14 protein-coding genes are annotated in these 18800 nt (G+C 63.1%); 4 read left to right on the top strand and 10 right to left on the bottom strand.

What is annotated here, in order from left to right:
• Positions 1-102: 102 nt before the first annotated feature.
• Both VHD36_11120 and VHD36_11115 read right to left on the bottom strand, forming a co-directional pair.
• Positions 103-342 (bottom strand): BON domain-containing protein, encoded by a 240-nt coding sequence (locus tag VHD36_11120; protein HVU87863.1) that lies wholly within the window; start codon positions 340-342, stop codon positions 103-105.
• 320 nt (positions 343-662) lie between these two features.
• Positions 663-2015: a mandelate racemase/muconate lactonizing enzyme family protein gene (locus VHD36_11115; GenBank protein HVU87862.1), complete on the bottom strand. Its 1353-nt coding sequence runs from the start codon at positions 2013-2015 to the stop codon at positions 663-665.
• A 157-nt stretch (positions 2016-2172) separates the two neighbouring features.
• Here VHD36_11115 and VHD36_11110 point away from each other — a divergent pair, with 157 nt between their 5' ends.
• Entirely contained in the window at positions 2173-3567 is a 1395-nt protein-coding gene (locus VHD36_11110) for a DUF1501 domain-containing protein (GenBank protein HVU87861.1), read from the top strand.
• A 255-nt stretch (positions 3568-3822) separates the two neighbouring features.
• Entirely contained in the window at positions 3823-5034 is a 1212-nt protein-coding gene (locus VHD36_11105; GenBank protein HVU87860.1) for an argininosuccinate synthase, read from the top strand.
• A 43-nt stretch (positions 5035-5077) separates the two neighbouring features.
• Here the strand turns inward: VHD36_11105 and VHD36_11100 are convergent, their stop codons facing one another.
• Positions 5078-5479, bottom strand: a complete 402-nt coding sequence (locus tag VHD36_11100; protein HVU87859.1) for a response regulator — start codon at positions 5477-5479, stop codon at positions 5078-5080.
• 294 nt (positions 5480-5773) lie between these two features.
• Positions 5774-7192, bottom strand: a complete 1419-nt coding sequence (locus VHD36_11095; protein ID HVU87858.1) for a sulfatase — start codon at positions 7190-7192, stop codon at positions 5774-5776.
• A gap of 183 nt (positions 7193-7375) precedes the next feature.
• Between VHD36_11095 and VHD36_11090 the strand changes: the two genes are divergently transcribed.
• Positions 7376-7870: a flavin reductase family protein gene (locus VHD36_11090; GenBank protein HVU87857.1), complete on the top strand. Its 495-nt coding sequence runs from the start codon at positions 7376-7378 to the stop codon at positions 7868-7870.
• Between the two features lie 220 nt (positions 7871-8090).
• On the opposite strand, the gene VHD36_11085 is transcribed toward VHD36_11090, so the two are convergent.
• From VHD36_11085 to VHD36_11060, 6 genes are all read right to left on the bottom strand, one after another.
• Positions 8091-9398 (bottom strand): Gfo/Idh/MocA family oxidoreductase, encoded by a 1308-nt coding sequence (locus VHD36_11085; protein ID HVU87856.1) that lies wholly within the window; start codon positions 9396-9398, stop codon positions 8091-8093.
• Positions 9399-9482: 84 nt separating this feature from the next.
• Positions 9483-11003: a DUF1501 domain-containing protein gene (locus VHD36_11080; protein ID HVU87855.1), complete on the bottom strand. Its 1521-nt coding sequence runs from the start codon at positions 11001-11003 to the stop codon at positions 9483-9485.
• Positions 11004-11007: 4 nt separating this feature from the next.
• Positions 11008-12486: a DUF1501 domain-containing protein gene (locus tag VHD36_11075; GenBank protein ID HVU87854.1), complete on the bottom strand. Its 1479-nt coding sequence runs from the start codon at positions 12484-12486 to the stop codon at positions 11008-11010.
• A gap of 168 nt (positions 12487-12654) precedes the next feature.
• Complete coding sequence (locus VHD36_11070; GenBank protein HVU87853.1) at positions 12655-15786, bottom strand: PSD1 and planctomycete cytochrome C domain-containing protein; 3132 nt, start codon at positions 15784-15786, stop codon at positions 12655-12657.
• A 155-nt stretch (positions 15787-15941) separates the two neighbouring features.
• On the bottom strand, positions 15942-17399 hold the full coding sequence (locus VHD36_11065) for a DUF1501 domain-containing protein (protein HVU87852.1): 1458 nt from the start codon (positions 17397-17399) through the stop codon (positions 15942-15944).
• A 414-nt stretch (positions 17400-17813) separates the two neighbouring features.
• Positions 17814-17948 carry a hypothetical protein gene (locus VHD36_11060; GenBank protein HVU87851.1) on the bottom strand — a complete coding sequence of 45 codons (135 nt, stop codon included), beginning with the start codon at positions 17946-17948 and terminating at the stop codon, positions 17814-17816.
• Between the two features lie 133 nt (positions 17949-18081).
• On the opposite strand from VHD36_11060, the gene VHD36_11055 reads away from it, so the two are divergent.
• On the top strand, positions 18082-18594 hold the full coding sequence (locus tag VHD36_11055; GenBank protein HVU87850.1) for a GNAT family protein: 513 nt from the start codon (positions 18082-18084) through the stop codon (positions 18592-18594).
• Positions 18595-18800: the final 206 nt, after the last annotated feature.

Raw genomic sequence — 18800 nt, 5'->3', positions numbered from 1 at the left:
TTCGTTGCTTTTAGGTTCGGACATTTGATGACCCCCCGACGCACAAGAGTGTGAGTTCACACGCCGCTACCGGTCCAACGAACAAGATGCTGAAAATCGTGCTCAGGCCACCACCACAGCGTCGACAAACTGCACGACGCCCGCCACATGGCGACAAACGTTCTGGCAAAGTTGTTTCTCGTAAAAGCTACGCACCCGGCCGCGAAGTGTGACAGTGCCGTTGTTGGCGTCCACTTGCAACTGACGCAGCCCTGGCATTTGCCGAGTCGCGAGAGACGTGACGATCCGTCGTTCCAGGTCCCTGTCGTTCAACTCGCCGACCAACACCCCAGACGATTTCATGGAAGAGGATTCCTTTACACAGGCGGCCAAAAGCTGATTGTTAGAGTCCGTTCGCCCCGCCAAACCGCCTGTGGACATCCCGCCATGGAGTCCAGTGTGGATGGGCGATGGCGGGGTAATGCAAGCGTTGTGCCGTTTGTTTGTGCGCGAACCGCCAGTGAAGACGTAACTCATTACGGCGGCGTAAGCTAGGACTTTTCATGCACAAAGACTATGCTGCCGGCGCCCGCGACGCAGGTTGATCTTGCTCAGCGATCGGGCAACAAAATGCCCCCGCGTTGGGCAAATAATCAGCGCGGGCTAACCGCGGATTGCGGCGCCTAGTATCCCAAGCCGGGGCCGGCGAGGACCGACGTTTCAAGCGTGCCGTCGGTCACGCGAAACATGCCGGGAAAACGATCTTCCCAGCCGCGATTGCCGGCCGGGCAGTACTGACGGGAGTTCCCTTCGATCGCCGCGATCGTGGGAATACGCGCCGACAGGGTGGCCGAGTGCAGAAACGATCGGCCCGGACAGGTGAGATCCTGCACGCACAGGAACATGCCGAACTTTTGCGCGGCCGCGCCCATCAGTAGCGCTTCGCTGTGACCTTTGCAGGCTTTCAGCGCCACGCCGGAATAACCCAACTCGCGGCATAAAAGCAGGCTCTCCAGATCCACCAGCGATTCGTCGATCACCACCGGCTTGATCTTCGCTGCGGCGTGCATCCGATTGTGTGGGTGCGCTTTCAGATCGCGATGCGTAGGCTGCTCGATGTACTGCACGCGGTCGAGCGCTTTCGGCGAGCGTTCACCTACCTTCGCCAGAAAATCGAGGACGTAATCGACATTGGCGCAGCGCTCGTTGAAATCGAGCGAATACTTCCACTCCCGGCAGCCGCGGGCTTCTTGCGCCGCCGAGGCCACGCGCTCGATGGCCACCACCCGGTCGACATCCCAGGCCAGATCGTCGCCGGCCAGCTTCAACTTCAGATGCGTCAAGCCGTTGTGCGCGATCCATTCCGGCAGCGTCTCGGGCAATCCGTCGTTGATTCGCTGCACGACGTCGGCGTCGGTCAAGGGATCCAGTGCGCCGACCAGATGATAAAGGGGCATCCGCGGCTTGGGTGCGCGGAGCGTATAACGATCCAGGTATTCGCCCTGGAAAGCGGGCGTCAGATAAGCGGCCAGGTCGCGATTGGCAAATTCCGGCCCCAGCACGTTGTAGGAATTCTGGCCCAGCGCCTTGCCGAAGGCGTCGTGAATCGCTGCCTCGAGGGGGCTGGCGGCCAGGAGCTGCGGCAACCGCGGCATCGGCTCGGCGAGCGATAGCTCGCGCCGCACCTGCTCGGCAATGCGAGCATGCCCGGCGGCCAGGTCGCGCGTGATTTCCAGCGGATGACCAAAGTCGCTGTAAGTCTGCGCGTCGGCCAGCAGCAAGTCGGCCATGCGCTGGACGGCGCGCAGCGTCTCCTCGCCGCTGACTTTTGCGCTGGGCCACGCCCAGGCATTGCCCAGCGACATTGATCCCGTGCCGCGGGCCCGGCGGCCGTCGCGGGTTTCGACGTCCAAGTGCACGTCGAGCACCACGGCATCGGTGACGACGCGGCCGCCGAACTTGATGGGCGTGCGGTAGGCGAATCGCTCGGTCGAACTGCTCAGTTCCCGCAGGCGAATGTCGGTGGGTTTGGCCATGAAAAGTTCAATGCTGATCGAGTTATCGGGCCTGCGATGGAAGCGCAGCCATTTGAATTTACTTGACGATCCATCGGCAAACCACCAGGATGCGCTTATGCGTCCTGCGGATCGTGTGCGTTTTCCTAGTCAGGAGATTTTTTGGAGTTTGCCGCCGATGCCGCGATCGGATTACGCTGCAAACATCCCGCGCCCCACGCGCCGGCAGGCACTGGCCTTCGGCACAGCGTCACTATTTGGTCTCTCCCTGGCTGACCTGCTGCGCGGCCGGTTGCGGGCGAATTCCCGGGCACCGAACGAAGTTTCATCCTTCGGCCGCGCCAAGAGCTGCATCCTGATTTGGCTTAAAGGTGGGCCCTCGCATCTCGATACGTTCGATCTGAAGCCCGACGCCCCGGTGGAAATCCGCGGCGAATTTCGACCGATCGACACGGTAGTGCCGGGGATGCGCTTCGCCGAACATCTGCCGCGACTGGCGCGCCAGGCCGACAAACTGCTGGTCGTACGCTCGATGTCTCACACGGATACGGGACATCCCAGCGGCGCCTACCAAATGACCACCGGTCGGGAATATCCGCGCGCGCAGAACCTGGCGGATAACAGCACGCGCGAAGATCATCCGCACCTGGGGTCGTCGGTGGCGGCAGTTGCCAGGCCTCTCTGCCCGGCACCGCCGTACGTCCTGGTGCCGCAGTATTTGATCGTCAACGGCCAGTTCCGTTCGGGGCAGAACGCGGGCGCTTTGGGCCGCCGCTTCGATCCGCTCGTGCCCGGCGGGGATCCGAACAGCGAGGATTTTCGACCCAAGGATTTGGGGCTGGCCGCGACGGTGGATCGCGAGCAGATCCTTGCGCGGCGTGCGCTACTGACTTCGTTGAACGAGGTGCGCGCCGATCTTCGCCGCGATCCATCCATTATCGACTTCAACGGCTGCCACGCGCAAGCCTTCAACCTGCTCGCCGGAGGAACGTCGCGTCAGGCGTTCGACATTGCCGCCGAACCTGCCACGCTGCGCGACCGATACGGTCGCACGCAACTGGGGCAGTCGACCTTGCTGGCGCGACGATTGATTGAGGCGGGCGTGGGCCTGGTCCACGTGAATTGCATGTCGAGCATCCTGGAGCCGAACTGCACCTGGGACAGCCACAAGGATAATTTCAATATCTTGAAAGACCATCGCCTCCCGCCGGCCGACGCCGCCATCGCGGCGTTGCTCGAAGAACTGCACCAGCGCGGCATGCTGGACGAGACGTTGGTCGTCGTGGCGGGCGAATTCGGCCGTACTCCGAAAGTGAACTCCGGCGCAGGACGCGATCACTGGCCGAATGCCTTCACCGTTCTATTGGCCGGGGCGGGATTGCCTGGCGGCACTTATTACGGCGCCACCGACAAGTACGGCGCCTATCCGAGCGAACGTCCGATCTCGCCTGCGCGGCTGGCTGCGACCATCTTTCACGCCTTGGGGATCGATCCCAGCACCGAATTGACCGTATCGGCGGGACGTCGCTGGCGCTTGGCGGACGAACCGCCGGCGCTCGAAATGTGGGCCTAGCACGTGGGCAACGCGGCGCGATCGCATGGTCCGACGAACCGGCGACGGTTCACCCGTGTCCTTGATCGAATCCCGACGCCGGCGCGCCGGGCGCTGGCCGTGGTGCTCGTGCATGTTCCGATGGCCAGACACCGGCGATGGGGGGCACTTGTCACTTGGAACCCCGAATCGCAAAATGGCCCCTTGTGTTTTGCTCGTCCCTTTGTCGACGCAGGGGTCCGGCCCCCGCGGTAAATCGAGTCTGAAGAGACATTTATGCCTAGTTGCGTGCTTGCGTACTCCGGCGGACTTGATACGTCGGTGATTCTCGGATGGCTGCAGGAAGAAGGGTACGACGTGCATTGTGTGTACGTCGACCTGGGACAGCCATGCGAGGATCGCCAGGCCGTGCTCGAGAAGGCGCGCAAGTGTGGGGCCAAGTCGGCCCGTATCGTTGACGCCCGCGAGGAGTTGTGCCGCGACTTCGCCTTCCCGGTCCTGCAATGGCAGGCCAAGTACGAAGGGGTGTACCTGCTGGGCACGTCGATTGCGCGGCCGCTGATTTCGAAGGTCTGCCTGGCCGTGGCCCGCGAAGTAGGCGCCGACGCGTACGCGCACGGAGCAACGGGCAAGGGGAACGACCAATGCCGCTTCCAACTCGCGGCCGAGGCGCTCGATCCGGCGGTCAAGGTGATTGCTCCCTGGCGGATCGAAAAATACCGGCAGCGCTTCCCGGGCCGAACGGAAATGATCGCTTTCTGCGAGCAGAAGAATATTCCGGTGAAGGCCTCGATCGCCAAGCCCTACAGTTCGGACGAAAACTGCCTGCACATCAGTTACGAGGCGGGACGGCTCGAGGACCTGACCGTCCATGGCGTGGAGTTGGTCGATTTCGGCATGACGGTTTCGCCTCAGATGGCGCCCGACAAAACCGAGGCCGTGACGATCGGCTTCGATTCCGGCGTGCCGATCTCGGTGAACGGCAAGAAGTTGAACGCCTTCGAGATCGTTTCGGAGCTGAACAAGATCGGTGGCCGCAACGGCGTGGGGCGGATCGACATGGTCGAAAATCGCTTTGTGGGCATGAAAAGCCGCGGCGTGTACGAAGCTCCGGGCATGACACTCTTGTACGCCGCGCACCGCGTTGTCGAGCAATTAACACTGGACCGCGACCTGACGCACTTACGCGATCGGCTGGCGCCGGAAGTGGCCGAGATGGTCTATTACGGCTTCTGGTACCACGCCAAGTTTGACGCGCTGTTGGCGTTTATTCGCCAGGCGCAGCGACCCGTGACGGGCGAAGCGACGTTGAGCCTGTACAAGGGAAATATCGACGTCGCGAGTCGCACGAGCCCCCGCAGCTTGTACGACGAGGGGATCGCCAGCATGGAGGGGGGCGGGTCGTACAATCAGACCGACGCCGAGGGATTCCTCCGCATCCAGGGGCTGCCGTTACGGGTGCAGGGGCGCGTGAATCCGCGCCGCTAAGATTCCCGCCTGCCCGACGATTCATTCCTTTTGCCGATGGCGTTCACGTCGGGTCGGCTTTGGTAACCGAGAGAAACCGCTCGAGCTCGGTGGCCACCAGCGGCTTCGAAAAGCGGAAGTCGAAGCCGGCTGCCCGGCAGGCAGCGAGCGTTTCGCTGGAATTGTCGAGGGTTACGGCAACGAAGCGCGCCGACCGTATCGCGGCGGAGCGCACCTGGCGACACAATTGGCTGCCGTCGGTTGTCGATGTGGTCTGATCGACGAACACGACGTCCGGCGGCAAGACAGCCGCTGCCTCACCGGCAACCTGCTCGTCGTCGTGGACTTCGACCTCGTGGCCGAACGCCCGCACCAGCGACGCAAAGGCACTTGCGAATTCGCGATCGCCGGACAGCAGCAGAACTCGCAAAATCTCCATGCCCGTCGCGGCCTGCCATCGAGCCACGCCCCCGTTAATGTTGCTCGTAATTCTGAATTCTGAGCGCCGCCGCCATCTATAGGCAAGCCTAGACCTCATGCCAAGGGGTGGTAAGCACCGAACCGGCAATCGAGTTCAAAAAGATGTTACAGGCGCGAGTCTTGGGGCCAACAGGAAGCGCAAAGGTTCGACGATGTCCGTCCATACGGGGGGCATCGCGCGTACGTGGAGACCAAAGGAGTTCGCGCAATCAAGCCGCGCGTCGAACGGCTCCCGGGTCTGCCCACGTTACGATCACCAGTGCCATGCCGGACGAATCGCTTATGGCTTGGCTGCGTGCAGTAGCACCTGATGTTCACGCACTGTTTCCGCGTGAGCGTCATCCTTAACGAGGTTGCGGTACTCGTGCGGATCGCTGTCGTGATCGTACAGCTCGGCGCCTTGGCGTCCTTCGTCCCACTCGGTGTAGCGAAAACGCTCGCTGCGCACCGACCGGCCCAGCACTCCTTCGCCACGACGTACCTGCGTGAAGGCAGCTTTCTTCCAAGGCTGCGCCGGATCATCCAAGAGGGGCCGCAGGCTGCGCCCTTCGAGCTGAGTTGGCGCCGGCAGGCCGCACAGATCGGCGACGGTCGGATAAACGTCGACGGATTCCACGAGCCGCGACGACGATTGGCCGGCCGCCTTCATGCCGGGCGCGCTGATCACGAGCGGCACGCGGCACGATTCTTCGAACAGGGTCATTTTCTGCCACAGCCCATGTTCGCCCAGGTGGTAGCCGTGGTCGCTCATGAAGACGACGACGGTGCGGTCCGAGAGTTTCAGTCGATCGAGGGCGTCGAGCAGGCGGCCGACCTGCGCGTCCATGAAAGTGATCGACGCGGCGTAAGCTTCGATCGCCTGGCGCTGTAATTCTTCGCTCAGGCCGTAGTTGGGTGGTTTCACGGTCAGCGCCAGGCTGGGAATGTCGGCGCGGTCGTCGCTGGGACCGTCAGACAGCATGATGTTCTCAAGCGGATACAAGCTGAAGTACGGTTTCGGCGCGACGTACGGCGTGTGCGGGCGATAGAAACCGACGGCCAGGAAGAAGGGCTCGCCGGCATGTTTTTCCAAGAGCTCGATCGCCGCCGTGGCGCCCCGACCGTCGGTCTGTTCGGTGTCTTCGCCGTCGGCCGCTAGCCAGGAGAGCGTGGCGCCGAAGCCTGAGCCCGGCTTGATCGTGAAGATCTTGTCCTCGTCGTCCTTATCGCGGCCGCGCGGATTGACGACTTCCTGCCACGACTGAGGATCATCCAGCCCGCTCGTGCCGATCTGGCCGGGCACGCCGTAGTGATACAGCTTGCCGACGCGGGCCACGTAATAGCCGTGCTTGCGAAACAACTCGGGCAGCGTGACGGCGTCGGGCACGTTTTTGCGGAAATGGGTTTGATTTTCGCGCACGCCGGTCGTGTCAGGACGCAAGCCCGTCAGGAACGACGCCCGGCTGGGATTGCACAGGGGGAACTGGCAATAGGCACGATCGAAGCGCATGCCGCGCGCCGCCAACCGGTCGATATTTGGTGATCGGACCATCGTATCGCCATAGCAGCCGAGCCGATTGTTCAGATCGTCGGAAGCGATGAAAAGGACGTTCAACTTGGCGGGCCGGGCGTCTTCCGCGGCAGGGCACGGCGCGGCGAGGAGCGCCGACCATGCAAAAGCACAACCGACGGCCAACAGAAAAGAGAAGCGAATCGGCATGTTGATAAACTCCGTCAAGTCTGCGCGCAAGCGACCGCACGCGAATCCGATCACCGCCGGTTATAGTCGCGGCGCCATGGCGCCGCCAGCAGCTGGCCGCCGACGCGGTTGACGCGCGCCGTGGGCAAACCTATCGTGGCGGGCTGCCTTGAGTTTCGATTTTCCTTGGCCGGGAGGTTTCTGGTGCCTTTCGATTCAAAGCTGCAGCGGACGATCATGGGACGCTTCGCCACCGGCGTGACGGTGGTCACGACCGGACGCGACGGCAACTATTCCGGCCTGACGGCCAATGCTGTGGCGTCGCTATCGCTCAATCCGCCGCTGGTGCTCGTGGCCGTCGAGAAGCGAGCGCACTCCCACGAGTATCTCATGCGCGATCGGATTTACGCCATGAACATTCTGGCTGCCGAGCAGGAGCATTTGTCGCAGAAGTTCGCGACGCCCGGGCCCAAGGATTTCACGGACGTCGACTTCACCATCGGCGCGTCCGGCGCGCCGATCCTGACGGGCACGCTGGGCTACGTCGATTGCCGCGTGACGGAAATTCTGCCCGGCGGCGACCACGATATTTTCGTCGGCGAAATCGTGGCGGGCGAAGCGCGCGACGGAAAGCCGCTGCTCTACTTCAGCGGCAAGTACCGAGCGCTAGCGGACATTCAGGATGCGGGCGACGTGTAGAACTCCCCCTCCCTGTCAGGGAGGGGCTAGGGGAGGATGACGGCTACCGGCTCCGCGCGACTCGATACCAGCCAAGAGCCGTGCATGCGGTTCTCTTGATTCGTCAGCCGATTCTTGGTGAAAGTTTCACCCCTCACCCTGCCCATGTATCTTGCAACAAGGGGGGTATCTGCTCGCTGATCCGCCTCATTTCGAGAGCGGCGATTTCAAACAGAGTTAATCACGCCGGCACCACGCGCTCTTTGCCGGCGTCCCACAGCAGGACCTTGTTCTCGCGATAGGCATCTTCGCCCATCTTGATGGCGACCATCAGGGCGCAGCCGACGTCCTCGTTGCAGGTCAATTCTGCCTGGCCGCGCACGGCGTCGATGAAGTTTCCCACGTGGTCGCGGCGCGGCTCGGCGGGAATCGTGGCTTCCATCTGGCCGCCGTTGGCTGCCGAGAATTCCTGCTTCCAGGCCCCCTGGCCGCGCAGTTTCAGCCCACCACCGAATTCGATCGTGCCTTGCTGCCCGCGAATGACGCGCGGGATGCCGTTGTCGTTGGTCATCACGCTGGCAAGGAAGATCGTGTGCTCGCTGGGGTATTCGATCAGCATGAAATGACTGTCGGGAATGTCGCGGCCGTCCTTTTGCACGTACAGGCCGCCGCCCGCCACGACTTTCTTCGGGTATTCACCCTTGGGGCCGGCGACCGCGATCACCAGCGGAGCGAGCGCGTGATACAAGAGGTCGGTGGCCACGCCGCCGTTGTAAGCCCAATATTTGCGGAAGCGGAAAAAGTGTTCGGCGTTCCAGGGAATCTTCGCGGCTCGACCGAATTCGTGCCCCAGCCACATATCCCAGTCGATGTGGTTTTCGCCCGTTGCCTCGGGGCCGGCGGCGGCATCGATGGGCCAGTTGAATTCGCCATCGCGACTGTTGCGGCAATAGCCGTTTTGCGACCAGACGACCTTGCCGATGCGTCCGTCGGCGATGGCCTGGCGCGCGGCCCAGGTCTCGGGCTCCGAGGCGTACTGTGTGCCCACTTGTAGCTTCTTCTTCAGCCTCTTGGCAGCATCGCGCACTTCCAGGGCTTGCTCGATGGTCAGCGTCATCGGCTTTTGCAGATACACGTCCTTGCCGGCCTCCATGGCGTCGATCGCCTGCTTGGAATGCCAATGGTCGGGCGTGGCGATGATCACGGCGTCGATATCTTTGCTGTCGAGCAGTTTCCGATAGTCGGTAAAGCCCTCGCCCCCGCAACGCTCGCGATTGTGATTCAACCGCTTCTGATAGACGTCGCACACGGCGACGCAGCGGATATTGTCGCGCTCGGCGCGGCCGACCAGGTCGCCGACGTGGCCAGAGCCCATACCGCCCACGCCGATCACGCCGAATTGAATGCGGTCGTTGGCGCCGAGGACTTTTCCGGTGGCGGGAGCCTGGAGCAGGCTGCTCCCGGCGATCGCGCCCGCGGCGGCGGTACCAGCGGCGACGAAACCGCGGCGCGAAAGACGCGAAGTCGAAAAGGATGTGGAATCGTGCATGAGACGCGTCTCCCTGCGGCAGCTGAGTGGAAATGGAGCGACGATATAATCGAACCGAGAATGCGATACCGTTGGGGCTGCATTCTACGACATAATCGCGGCAATGACCCTCCCATGTACATCGGTCAGGCGCCGGTCGATGCCGTTGTGGCGATACGTCAGCCTGGTGTGGTCGATGCCCAACAGGTGCAGCATCGTGGCGTGTACGTCGTAGCAGTAGGTGGGGTTTTCCAGGGCCTTGTACGACCACTGGTCGCTTGCGCCGTAAGTAGTGCCGCCGCGGACGCCGCCACCGGCCAGCCAACTGGTGAACGTGAACGGGTTGTGGTCGCGCCCCTTGGTTCCCTGGCTGCATGGCATGCGGCCGAACTCGGTGGTCCACATCACGAGCGTGTCGTCGAGCAGGCCGCAACGTTTCAGGTCCGTGAGCAAGGCCGCGGCCGGCTGGTCCATGCTGCGCCCCATCGTGGCATGATCGCGGGCGATGTCTTCGTGCGAATCCCAGTTGCGGCGCGGGAAGCCGTTGTCTGCCCCGCTCCATACCTGTACGAAACGCACGCCGCGCTCGAGCAGGCGTCGCGCCACCAGGCAGTTGCGGCCAAAATCCTCGGTGACGGGGTCGTTCAAACCGTACTCGTCAACCGTGCGGGCATTCTCTTTCGAGAGATCGAGCACTTCGGGGGCACTCGTCTGCAATTGTGCCGCCAGTTCGTACGAGCGGATGCGCGCTTCGAGCTGTGAATCGCCTGGCCGCGCCGCTTCGTGCGCGCGGTTCAGTTCGCCGAGCACCGCCAGCCCGGCCGCTTCGCTCGCGCGATTGATGAATTTCGCGGCGGCCGGTGGAAACAAATCGGCGATCGGGTTCGCGGCCGCCGGCCGGATCATCGTTCCCTGATGCGTGGCCGGCAGGAAACCGGCCGTCCAATTGCCCGGCCCGTTCGGTGCGAAGCCGCGCCCGTCGGGCAGCACAACGAACGTCGGCAGGTCGCCCGTCATGCTCCCCAGGCCGTAGCTGAGCCACGCGCCAAAGGCGGGAAAGCCCGGCAGCACGAAGCCCGAATTCTGCATGAACGTGGCCGGCCCGTGGACGTTCGATTTCGACACCATCGAGTGAATGAACGCGATGTCGTCGACGCACCTGGCCAGGTGCGGCACCAGGTCGCTGATCCATTTGCCGCACTGGCCGTACTGCCGCCACGCCCAAGGGCTTTGCATGCACAGGCCCGGGTCGCTCTGAAACAGTTCGACTTTTTCGCCGGGGTCGAAGGGTTGGCCGTTGCGGCGCAAGAGTTCCGGCTTGTAATCGAACGTATCGCACTGGCTGGCGGCGCCCGACATGAAAAGCTGCACCACGCGTTTGGCCCGGGCGCGATGGTGCAATCCGCCGTTAAGATCGGCGCGAGCGTGCTCAGCATCGTTTGCAGGCGCGTCGGCGGCCAAAAGCCCCTCCTGGCCCAAGAGCTGCGCGAGCGCGATCCCGCCCAATCCGCCACCGAGTTGCCAGAGAAAATCGCGCCGCGGAAGATGCGCCGCGCTTGCGCCGGCAAGATCCGCCGCGAGCGGCCGCTGCCGGCTGGCACAGAAGCTGTCGCGGGGTGGGAGCATCGGTTTATGCCAGGATCTCGCGCACGACTTCGCCGGCCACGTCGGTCAGGCGAAAGTCGCGGCCATTGAAATGATACGTCAATCGCTTGTGATCGATGCCCAACAGGTGCAGCATCGTGGCGTGCAGGTCGTTGATGCTGACACGGCCGGCGACTGCTTTGTGACCGAAATCATCGGTATCGCCGTGGTGCACGCCGCCGCGGACACCGGCGCCGGCCATCCACGTGGTAAAAGCGTGCGGATTGTGATCGCGGCCGGTACCTCCTTTTTGCACGATCGGCAGGCGGCCGAATTCGCCGTTCCAAACCACGAGCGTCGATTCCATCAGTCCGCGCTGCTTGAGATCGGCCAACAGCGCCGCGATCGGCGTATCGGTCTCGGCCGCGAAGCCGCGATGATTGTCGGCGATGTTGGTGTGGCCGTCCCAGCTTTTCTCGTTTTCGGTGCCGCCTGAGTAAATCTGAACGAAGCGGACCCCGCGCTCGATCATCCGCCGCGCGATCAGGCATTGCCGGCTGAAATGCTTGCACTTGGGATTGTCGAGGCCATAGAGCTGCTTGATCGACTCCGGCTCGCTGTCGACGTCCAGCGCCTCGGGCGCGGCCATCTGCATGCGGTAGCCCAGCTCGAAGCTTTCGATCCGCGCGGCAAATTCAGCTTCGCCCGGATGCTGCTCTTGTTGGCGGCGATTCAAGCGGTTGAGCAGTGCCAGTTGGTTCTGCTGCTCGGCCTCGGTCATCCCTTCGGCGCGGGCCAGGTTGTCGATCGGCGCGCCCTGCGCATTGAGCGCGGTTCCCTGGAAGATACCGGGCAGGAAGCCGGCGCCCCAGTTCTGCGCATAGCCCTTGGGCAGGCCGCGGCCGAGCGTGTCGTACATCACGACGAAGGCGGGCAGGTTCTGGCTGACGCTGCCCAACCCGTAGGTCACCCAAGCGCCCACGCTGGGAAAGCCCATGCGGCTGAAACCGGTGTTCACCTGGAACAGGGCAGGGGAGTGATTGTTGGTTTCGGTAAAGCAGCCGTGCAGGAACGCCATATCGTCGACGTGCTCGGCCATGCGTGGAAAGATTTCCGAGACCCAGGCGCCGGACTTGCCGTGCTGCGCGAACTTGAAAGGCGACTTCATCAGTGGGCCCACCTGTTCGACGAAGAAGCCCGTGTTCTTGTCGAAGCCGGGGAGTTCCTTGCCGTCCCACTTTTCCAGCTCTGGCTTGTACTGCCAGGTGTCGACCTGGCTGGGGCCGCCGTTCATGAAGAGCCAGATCACGTTTTGCGCCTTGGCCGGGAAATGGGCTGGCCGCGACGCGAGCGGATTCAACGACGGTGTGTTGGCGAAGGCGGCGCCGCAACGCGGGTTTGATCGCAGCACGTCATCGCCCAACAGCGACGCGAGCGCCATCAGGCCGAAGCCATTGCCGGTGCGGCGGAGAAATTCGCGCCGATCGGGATAGTGCGGTGCCGGCGTAGCAAAAAGTTTTTCCATTTCGGTGGCTCTCTTCTAATTCCCCTGTATGCCAGGGAGGTCAGGGGAGGGTAACGCTTGGCACTACGCGCGAGTTGATTTTTAGTGAACGGTTTGACCCTCACCCTTCCCTCTCCCGGAGGGAGAGGGGTTTCATCCATAAAGCTTGATCGTGAAAATTCGCACCCTTCAATCCGCGTACACAAACTCGTTCAGTCCGAACAGCACCTGACAAAAATCGGCGAGCGCTGCCAAGCGCCGATCGGCCTTTCCGTCGGCGGCGTATAACTGCGACTGTTCATCCAGAAACTGTACGGCGTCGGCCACTTCCGCATCGCTGGGCGTTCTCGACAGCGCGATCAGATAGGCGCGGCGTATTGGTTCCGTCCAGGAATCGGAATCCGCGGCGGCCGGATCCGTGACGCGGGCCGCGAAATGTCGCGCTGCTTCGCGCACCTGGCGATTGTTCAAGAGTAGCAAGGCCTGCGGCGCGATCGTGGTGCTGGAGCGCGCGCTGATCGCTTGCAAGCCGTCGGGCGCGTCGAAAAGCATCATCATCGGTACCAGCTTGCTGCGCTTGACGGTGAAATAAATGCTGCGACGCAATTGATTGTCATCGAGCGTGCCGGGTCCGAACATGCGCTCGTCCAGCATGCCGCCGGCGGCCAGGATGCAATCGCGAATCACCTCGGCCTCGAGCCGTGCCCGCGGCCGCCGCCACAACAGGTTGTTGTCGGGATCGATCTTGGCACGCGATTCGTCCGCGGCGGAGCCCTGCATGTACACGGCGCTCTGCATGATCAGGCGGTGAATGGGCTTCAGCCGCCAATCGTTGGCGATCAACTCGGCCGCCAGGTAATCCAACAGCTCGGGATGCGTGGGCCGCGCGCCTTGTGTGCCAAAGTCGCTCGGCGTGGCCACGATGCCGCGTCCCAAATGATGCTGCCAGAGCCGGTTGACGATCACGCGGGCCAAAAGCGTTCCCGCGCCATGCTCGCGGTCGGTGATCCATTCCGCCAGTGCCCGGCGCCGGTACGACGTGCGCCAGCCCGCGGGCGGAGGCGTTTGCCAGGCGCGCTCGCCATCGGCCGAGGTCATCAAGACCTGCAAGAAGCTTTGCGTGGCTACGTCCTTCTTGCGATTCGGATCGCCGCGCTCGAGGAAGTGCGTCTCCTTGAGGAAATCGTCTCCCTGCGTGTGCAGTCGCACGGCGGGCAGGCCTTCGCTCGTGATCAACACCTTGGTCAATGTCGGCTGCGGTGCTTTCGCGGAATGTTCAAGAACGGAGCGGTTGCGTTCGCGCCATCCGTCGTCCAGGGGCCGATACCAACGGAGCATCGCTTCACGTGCTTTTGCGTCCGCCGCACCCGGCTGCGCGAGCAGCGCGGCAATCTCGGCGGCATTCTGTCGCTCGCTCGGCGCATCGAGTGCCGGGGGCGTCGGCGACGTGGTCAGGGCGATGCGCGGCCGACCGATCGAGTGCCCGGCGTTGTTTTCGAATCGCAGCGTGATCGTAAAGACCGTGCCGGAATCGAACCCGACCGGCGCCGCGAATTCAACAGCCGCCGCCTGATCCTTGCCGATCTGGCCATCGACGGCCCACGCCGATTTCTTGTCCTCGTCGATCGCCGCGGCGACGGGCAGGTTGGGCTGCTCGAATGTCGCCCGCGCCGCCGCCAGCTTCACCGGCGCGGCATCCTTCTCGCTCCCTTGCGGGGCGGCGGTGATCTGAACGTCGGAAAGCGCAAAGTTGCCGTTGGCTGCGCGGCCGGGCCCGTGCTTGGGAAGCGTGTCGTCGACCAAGGCTTCCAGCCTGATGCCGGTGATGTTTCTTTGGTGCGTCCGCGCGACGAAGGTGTACGTGTCCTTATCCGCGGCTTTGCCGCCGGCCAGCAGTGAGCCGTCTTCCAATGGGGCGAGCGGCACGCCTGCTTCCGACTTGGCGTCCGTGATTTCTAGAATCTGCCACGTGGTTGCCGCACCGGTCACCGGCACGTTCGCTGTCGACGAACCGCCGCCGGCGGCGGCATGAGGCGCCGAGCGATTGACGAGCCACGCGTCGAAATGGATTGGTAAATCTTGAGCTTCGTACTGGGCAAGCGCCTCGGCAAGCGGAGCGTGCTCGCGGTTGAACGTTGCCAGCGCGGCTTCGTAATTGGCCCGATCGAGGTTCAAATCCACCTCGCTGCGCACCGCCGTGGTGAAGGTCGATAACAATCGGTAGTAGTCGGCCGTGGGGATCGGGTCGAACTTGTGGTCGTGGCAGCGGGCACAGCCGATCGTCAGCCCGAGCATCGAGCTGCCAATCGTGGCCGACATGTCGTCCAACTCGTCGTAGCGTTCCTTCTCGACCTGGTTCTTCGTGATCTGCGTGCTGTGTACCCCGGCTGCCAGAAAGCCCGTGGCCATGAGCGCGAGCGGGTTTTCGGGCTCATACTCGTCGCCGGCAATCTGCCACTTCACGAACGTGTCGTACGGCAGATCTTGATTCAGAGCCTTGATGACGAAATCGCGATAGTGATAGGCGCTTAACCGGTCGTAGTCGTGCTCGAAGCCGTGGCTCTCGGCGAACCGCGCGAGGTCGAGCCAGTGCCGGGCCCACCGCTCGCCATAGTGCGGACTGTCGAGGAGCCGTTCGACCAGCCGGTCGTAGGCGTCGGGCGACAGGTCCGCGACGAACGCCTCGACCTCCTCCGGCTTCGGTGGCAGACCGAGCAAATCCAGATACGCGCGGCGAATCAAGGTCCGCTTATCGGCCGCGGCGTTCGGCGCGAGCTGCTTGTCGTTCAGCCGTGCGATAATGAAGCGATCGACGGGCGTACGGCACCACGAGGGATCAGCCACGTACGGCGTCACCTGCGGCGCGAGCGGTTGAAACGCCCAGTGCTTGCGCTCTTCGGCGAGGTTGATCGTCCGCTTCGCCTTGCCGGTGGGTTTTGTCGCGCGAGGGTCGGGCGCGCCGCGCTTGACCCATTCCGTGAGGGTCGCGATCTCCGCGTCGGGCAGCTTCCCTTCGGGAGGCATCTGCACGTCGCCGTCGTACTGCAAAGCCTTGACGAGCAGGCTCGCCGCAGGATCGCCCGGCACGATCGCCGGGCCCGAGTCGCCGCCGGCCATCCAACCGGGTTGGCTATCGAGGAGCAGGCTGCCGCGCAAATTCTCGGCCTCCTGCGAGTGGCATTTGTAGCAGCGCGCCACCAGCACCGGCCGCACCTTGGTCTCGAAGAATTCGACGTCGGCGGCGCTCGGCGTCTCGGCGCGCACCGTGGCGATGGATGCAAACAGAACGAGCGCCGCAGGGAGAAGGGATGTTCGCAGCATAGGCGGGAGATTGCGGGCTGGGGGCAACAACCTGCCCATTTTCTTTTACGGCCACAAGACGGTCAATCTCTGACAAGTTGACAGGCCGTGACGTAAGCCCGTATCTGCTCGGCGCTTCTTCCGCGATTTCCGGCCGTTACACAGACGAGAATCGCTTACGAAAATAATTCTACCAGCGGCCGTCCGCCATCGACAACCGCCGTGGGTCGTCCTTGTGGGTCGTGGACGCGCATTTCGTGATCGATCCCCAGCGCGTGAAAGACCGTGCAGGCGAGGTCCTCGGGGCTTGTGGGATGTTGCTGCGGCAGGGCGCCGTCCTTGTCCGATTGCCCATAAACGATGCCGCCGCGGATACCGCCGCCGGCCAGCACCGCGGGAAACAGCGTGCTCCAATGACCGCGCCCCCAGGTGCCATTGGCCGCGGGCGTGCGTCCCATTTCGCCCAGGCACACGACCAGCGTCTCGTCAAGCAATCCGCGCTCGCTGAGGTCTTCCAGTAGTGTACCCAGCGCCGAATCCAGGCCCGGCAGCAAATGCTTGCGCACGTCGTCGCTATTCACGTGCGAATCCCAGCTATAGCCGTCGGGGCAGTCCCAGGCGACGGTGACGAACCGCGCTCCGGACTCGACGAGCCGGCGCGCCAAGAGCGTCGACTGCCCGAACAGGTGCCGCCCGTACTTGTCGCGCAGGGCCGCGGGTTCTTGGCGAATGTCGAGGGCCTGGCGCGTTCGCTCCGACGTCACAAGCGACAGTGCCCGCTGCTGAAATCGTTGATAAGGGACCGCGAAGGCGTCGTGATCGAGGCGACGTCGCTGGTCGTCGAATTGTTCCAAGAGCGTGCGGCGCCCGTGCAAGCGATCGAGCGACAGGCTGTCGTCGGCGGCCAATCCCTTGATGCGGAAGTCGAGCTCTTCGTCAGTGCAGTCGCGAAAGAAGGGATTGTCCTTCTCGTTCCGCAGCCGGATGTCGGTGGCTAGCGCATCATAGCCGCGGCCCAGCCAGCCGGCGTACTGCCCGGGCCGGTCGAGCTTGGTCGTGTACGGTTGCAGATGCCCGAGCCGATTGGGCAGGTAAACGTAGCTGGGAATTTCGCGATTGCTGCCGCCCGGGGCGTGCTGGTCGACGTGCTCGACCACCGAGCCCATCGCCGGCCAGTCTTTTTCGGTGGCATTGAAGCCGCCGCCGATCGGAATGTGCCAAGGATGCCCGGTCTGGATGTAATGGCCGGCCGAGCTGTGGTCGTTCCAGGGATGCGTCATCGTGCGGATGACACAGAACTTGTCGCTTTGCGCCGCCAGCCGCGGCAGGTGCTCGCAAATACGCAGCTCGGGCGTGCGCGACGCGATCGGGTTAAACGGTCCGCGAAGCTTCGACGGCGCGTCGGGCTTCAGGTCGAAGGTTTCGTACTGGCTGGGGCCGCCGAACAGGAACAAGAAGATGACACTCTTGGCCCGGGCCGGCCGCGGCGGCGCGGCCGAGCCGCGCGCAGCGCTCTCGGCTCCCCAAACCTGATTCACGTGCAGGCCGAACAAGCCGGCTCCCGCGGCCTGCAAGACCTGGCGGCGCGAGACTCCGCCGCACACTCGCTGTGTTCCGCCCAGGATGTTCAACATCGCGGCCCGCCTCCGGCTGGTTCGCCAACGCATCAACGAACGTGGATGTTAGCAAAATGCGGGGGGCTTTGCACGCCAAATTTGACCGACAGGGGGCTTTCACCGTTTGGCCGGTAGATTTCGCCTGGTGCGGCTTGCTTTTCTGACAAAGGAGCAAAAAGGGGCCTGGGTGCCGATAACCCTTGATCGCATGCTTATTCGTGGCGCGAAAAGGCATGGCATCCGGATAAGACGAACCGGATTACATAAAGAACAGGTGCCAGGCTCACGCCCTGCATCCCGCGGACTTCGAAGACGCTCGGCCTGTCGAGGAGGCCAAGACCGCGGGCTTGCTTCGCAAGGAGAAGGCGAACCCAGATTCGCCGGTCCTGCTCTGATTCTTCTGACAACCTGTCACGAAAAAGCGAAAACGTATCAGACGACGACCTGTACGATGGCGACTTCCACGATTCCAAAGCGGCGGTGAAAGCGGATCGAACGATAGCGAGCGTACCACTGTCGCTTGGCCTTGTTCGTGCAGTGCCTGCGTGCCCGTTTCCCGTCTGGCATGGCTCGGCCTCCTCAATTCCCTTGTCCACCTTGTTCTACGCGTCAGGTTCACTATCGGGTTAAGCGAAATCCTGGTCGATTTGTTACCATGCCCGCGAAGTCGGTGGCCGCGGACGACGAAAATGAGCCGCCCATGCAGATCAAATTCTCCCACGGTGTGCTGCGTCCCTGGGACTGGGAGGATGCCCAGGCGCTGGTGGCGCTGGCGAACAATCCGCGCATTGCCGGGAACCTGCGCGATGCCTTTCCTCACCCGTACACGCCGGCCGATGCCGACCGCTGGCTGACCGTGGCCAACAAGTACGAGCCGCCTCGCAATTTCGCGTTGGTTGTCGAAGGTGGGGTGGCGGGTGGCTTAGGGCTGGTTCTGCGCGAGGACGTCTATCGCCGCTCGATGGAGATCGGCTACTGGCTGGGCGAGCCCTTCTGGGGACGCGGCATCATGACCGCCGCCGTGCAGGCGACCGTCGACTACGCGTTCGAGAACTTCGACATCTGCCGGCTCTTCGCCGGAGTGTTCGAGGGCAACGTGGCGAGCACCCGCGTGTTGGAAAAAGCCGGCTTCACGTTCGAGGCCCGCCTGCGCCAGACGATTACCAAAAACGGCCGCACGCGCGATGAACTGGTGTATGCGATCGTGCGGTGAGAGGGAAGAAAAATGCAGAAGGCAGAATGATGAATGACAGTAGTGCCAAGTTTGGCGAATTGGTGTAGGTGAACGCAAGGCTCCTCTTGTACATGACTTGTGTCCAGCAGGTCACTTCCAAGGAGGGAGCCATGCGTTCAAGGGTGAGTCATACCATAACGAGCCAGGATGTTCATAGCTGGGCGATCGAGTGGTTGGTGCAAGCA

This window comes from Pirellulales bacterium (assembly GCA_035546535.1).
GTDB lineage: Bacteria > Planctomycetota > Planctomycetia > Pirellulales > JACPPG01 > JACPPG01.
The sequence above is the reverse complement of the archived record's forward strand: the minus strand, read 5'-3'. Positions and strand labels throughout refer to the sequence as shown.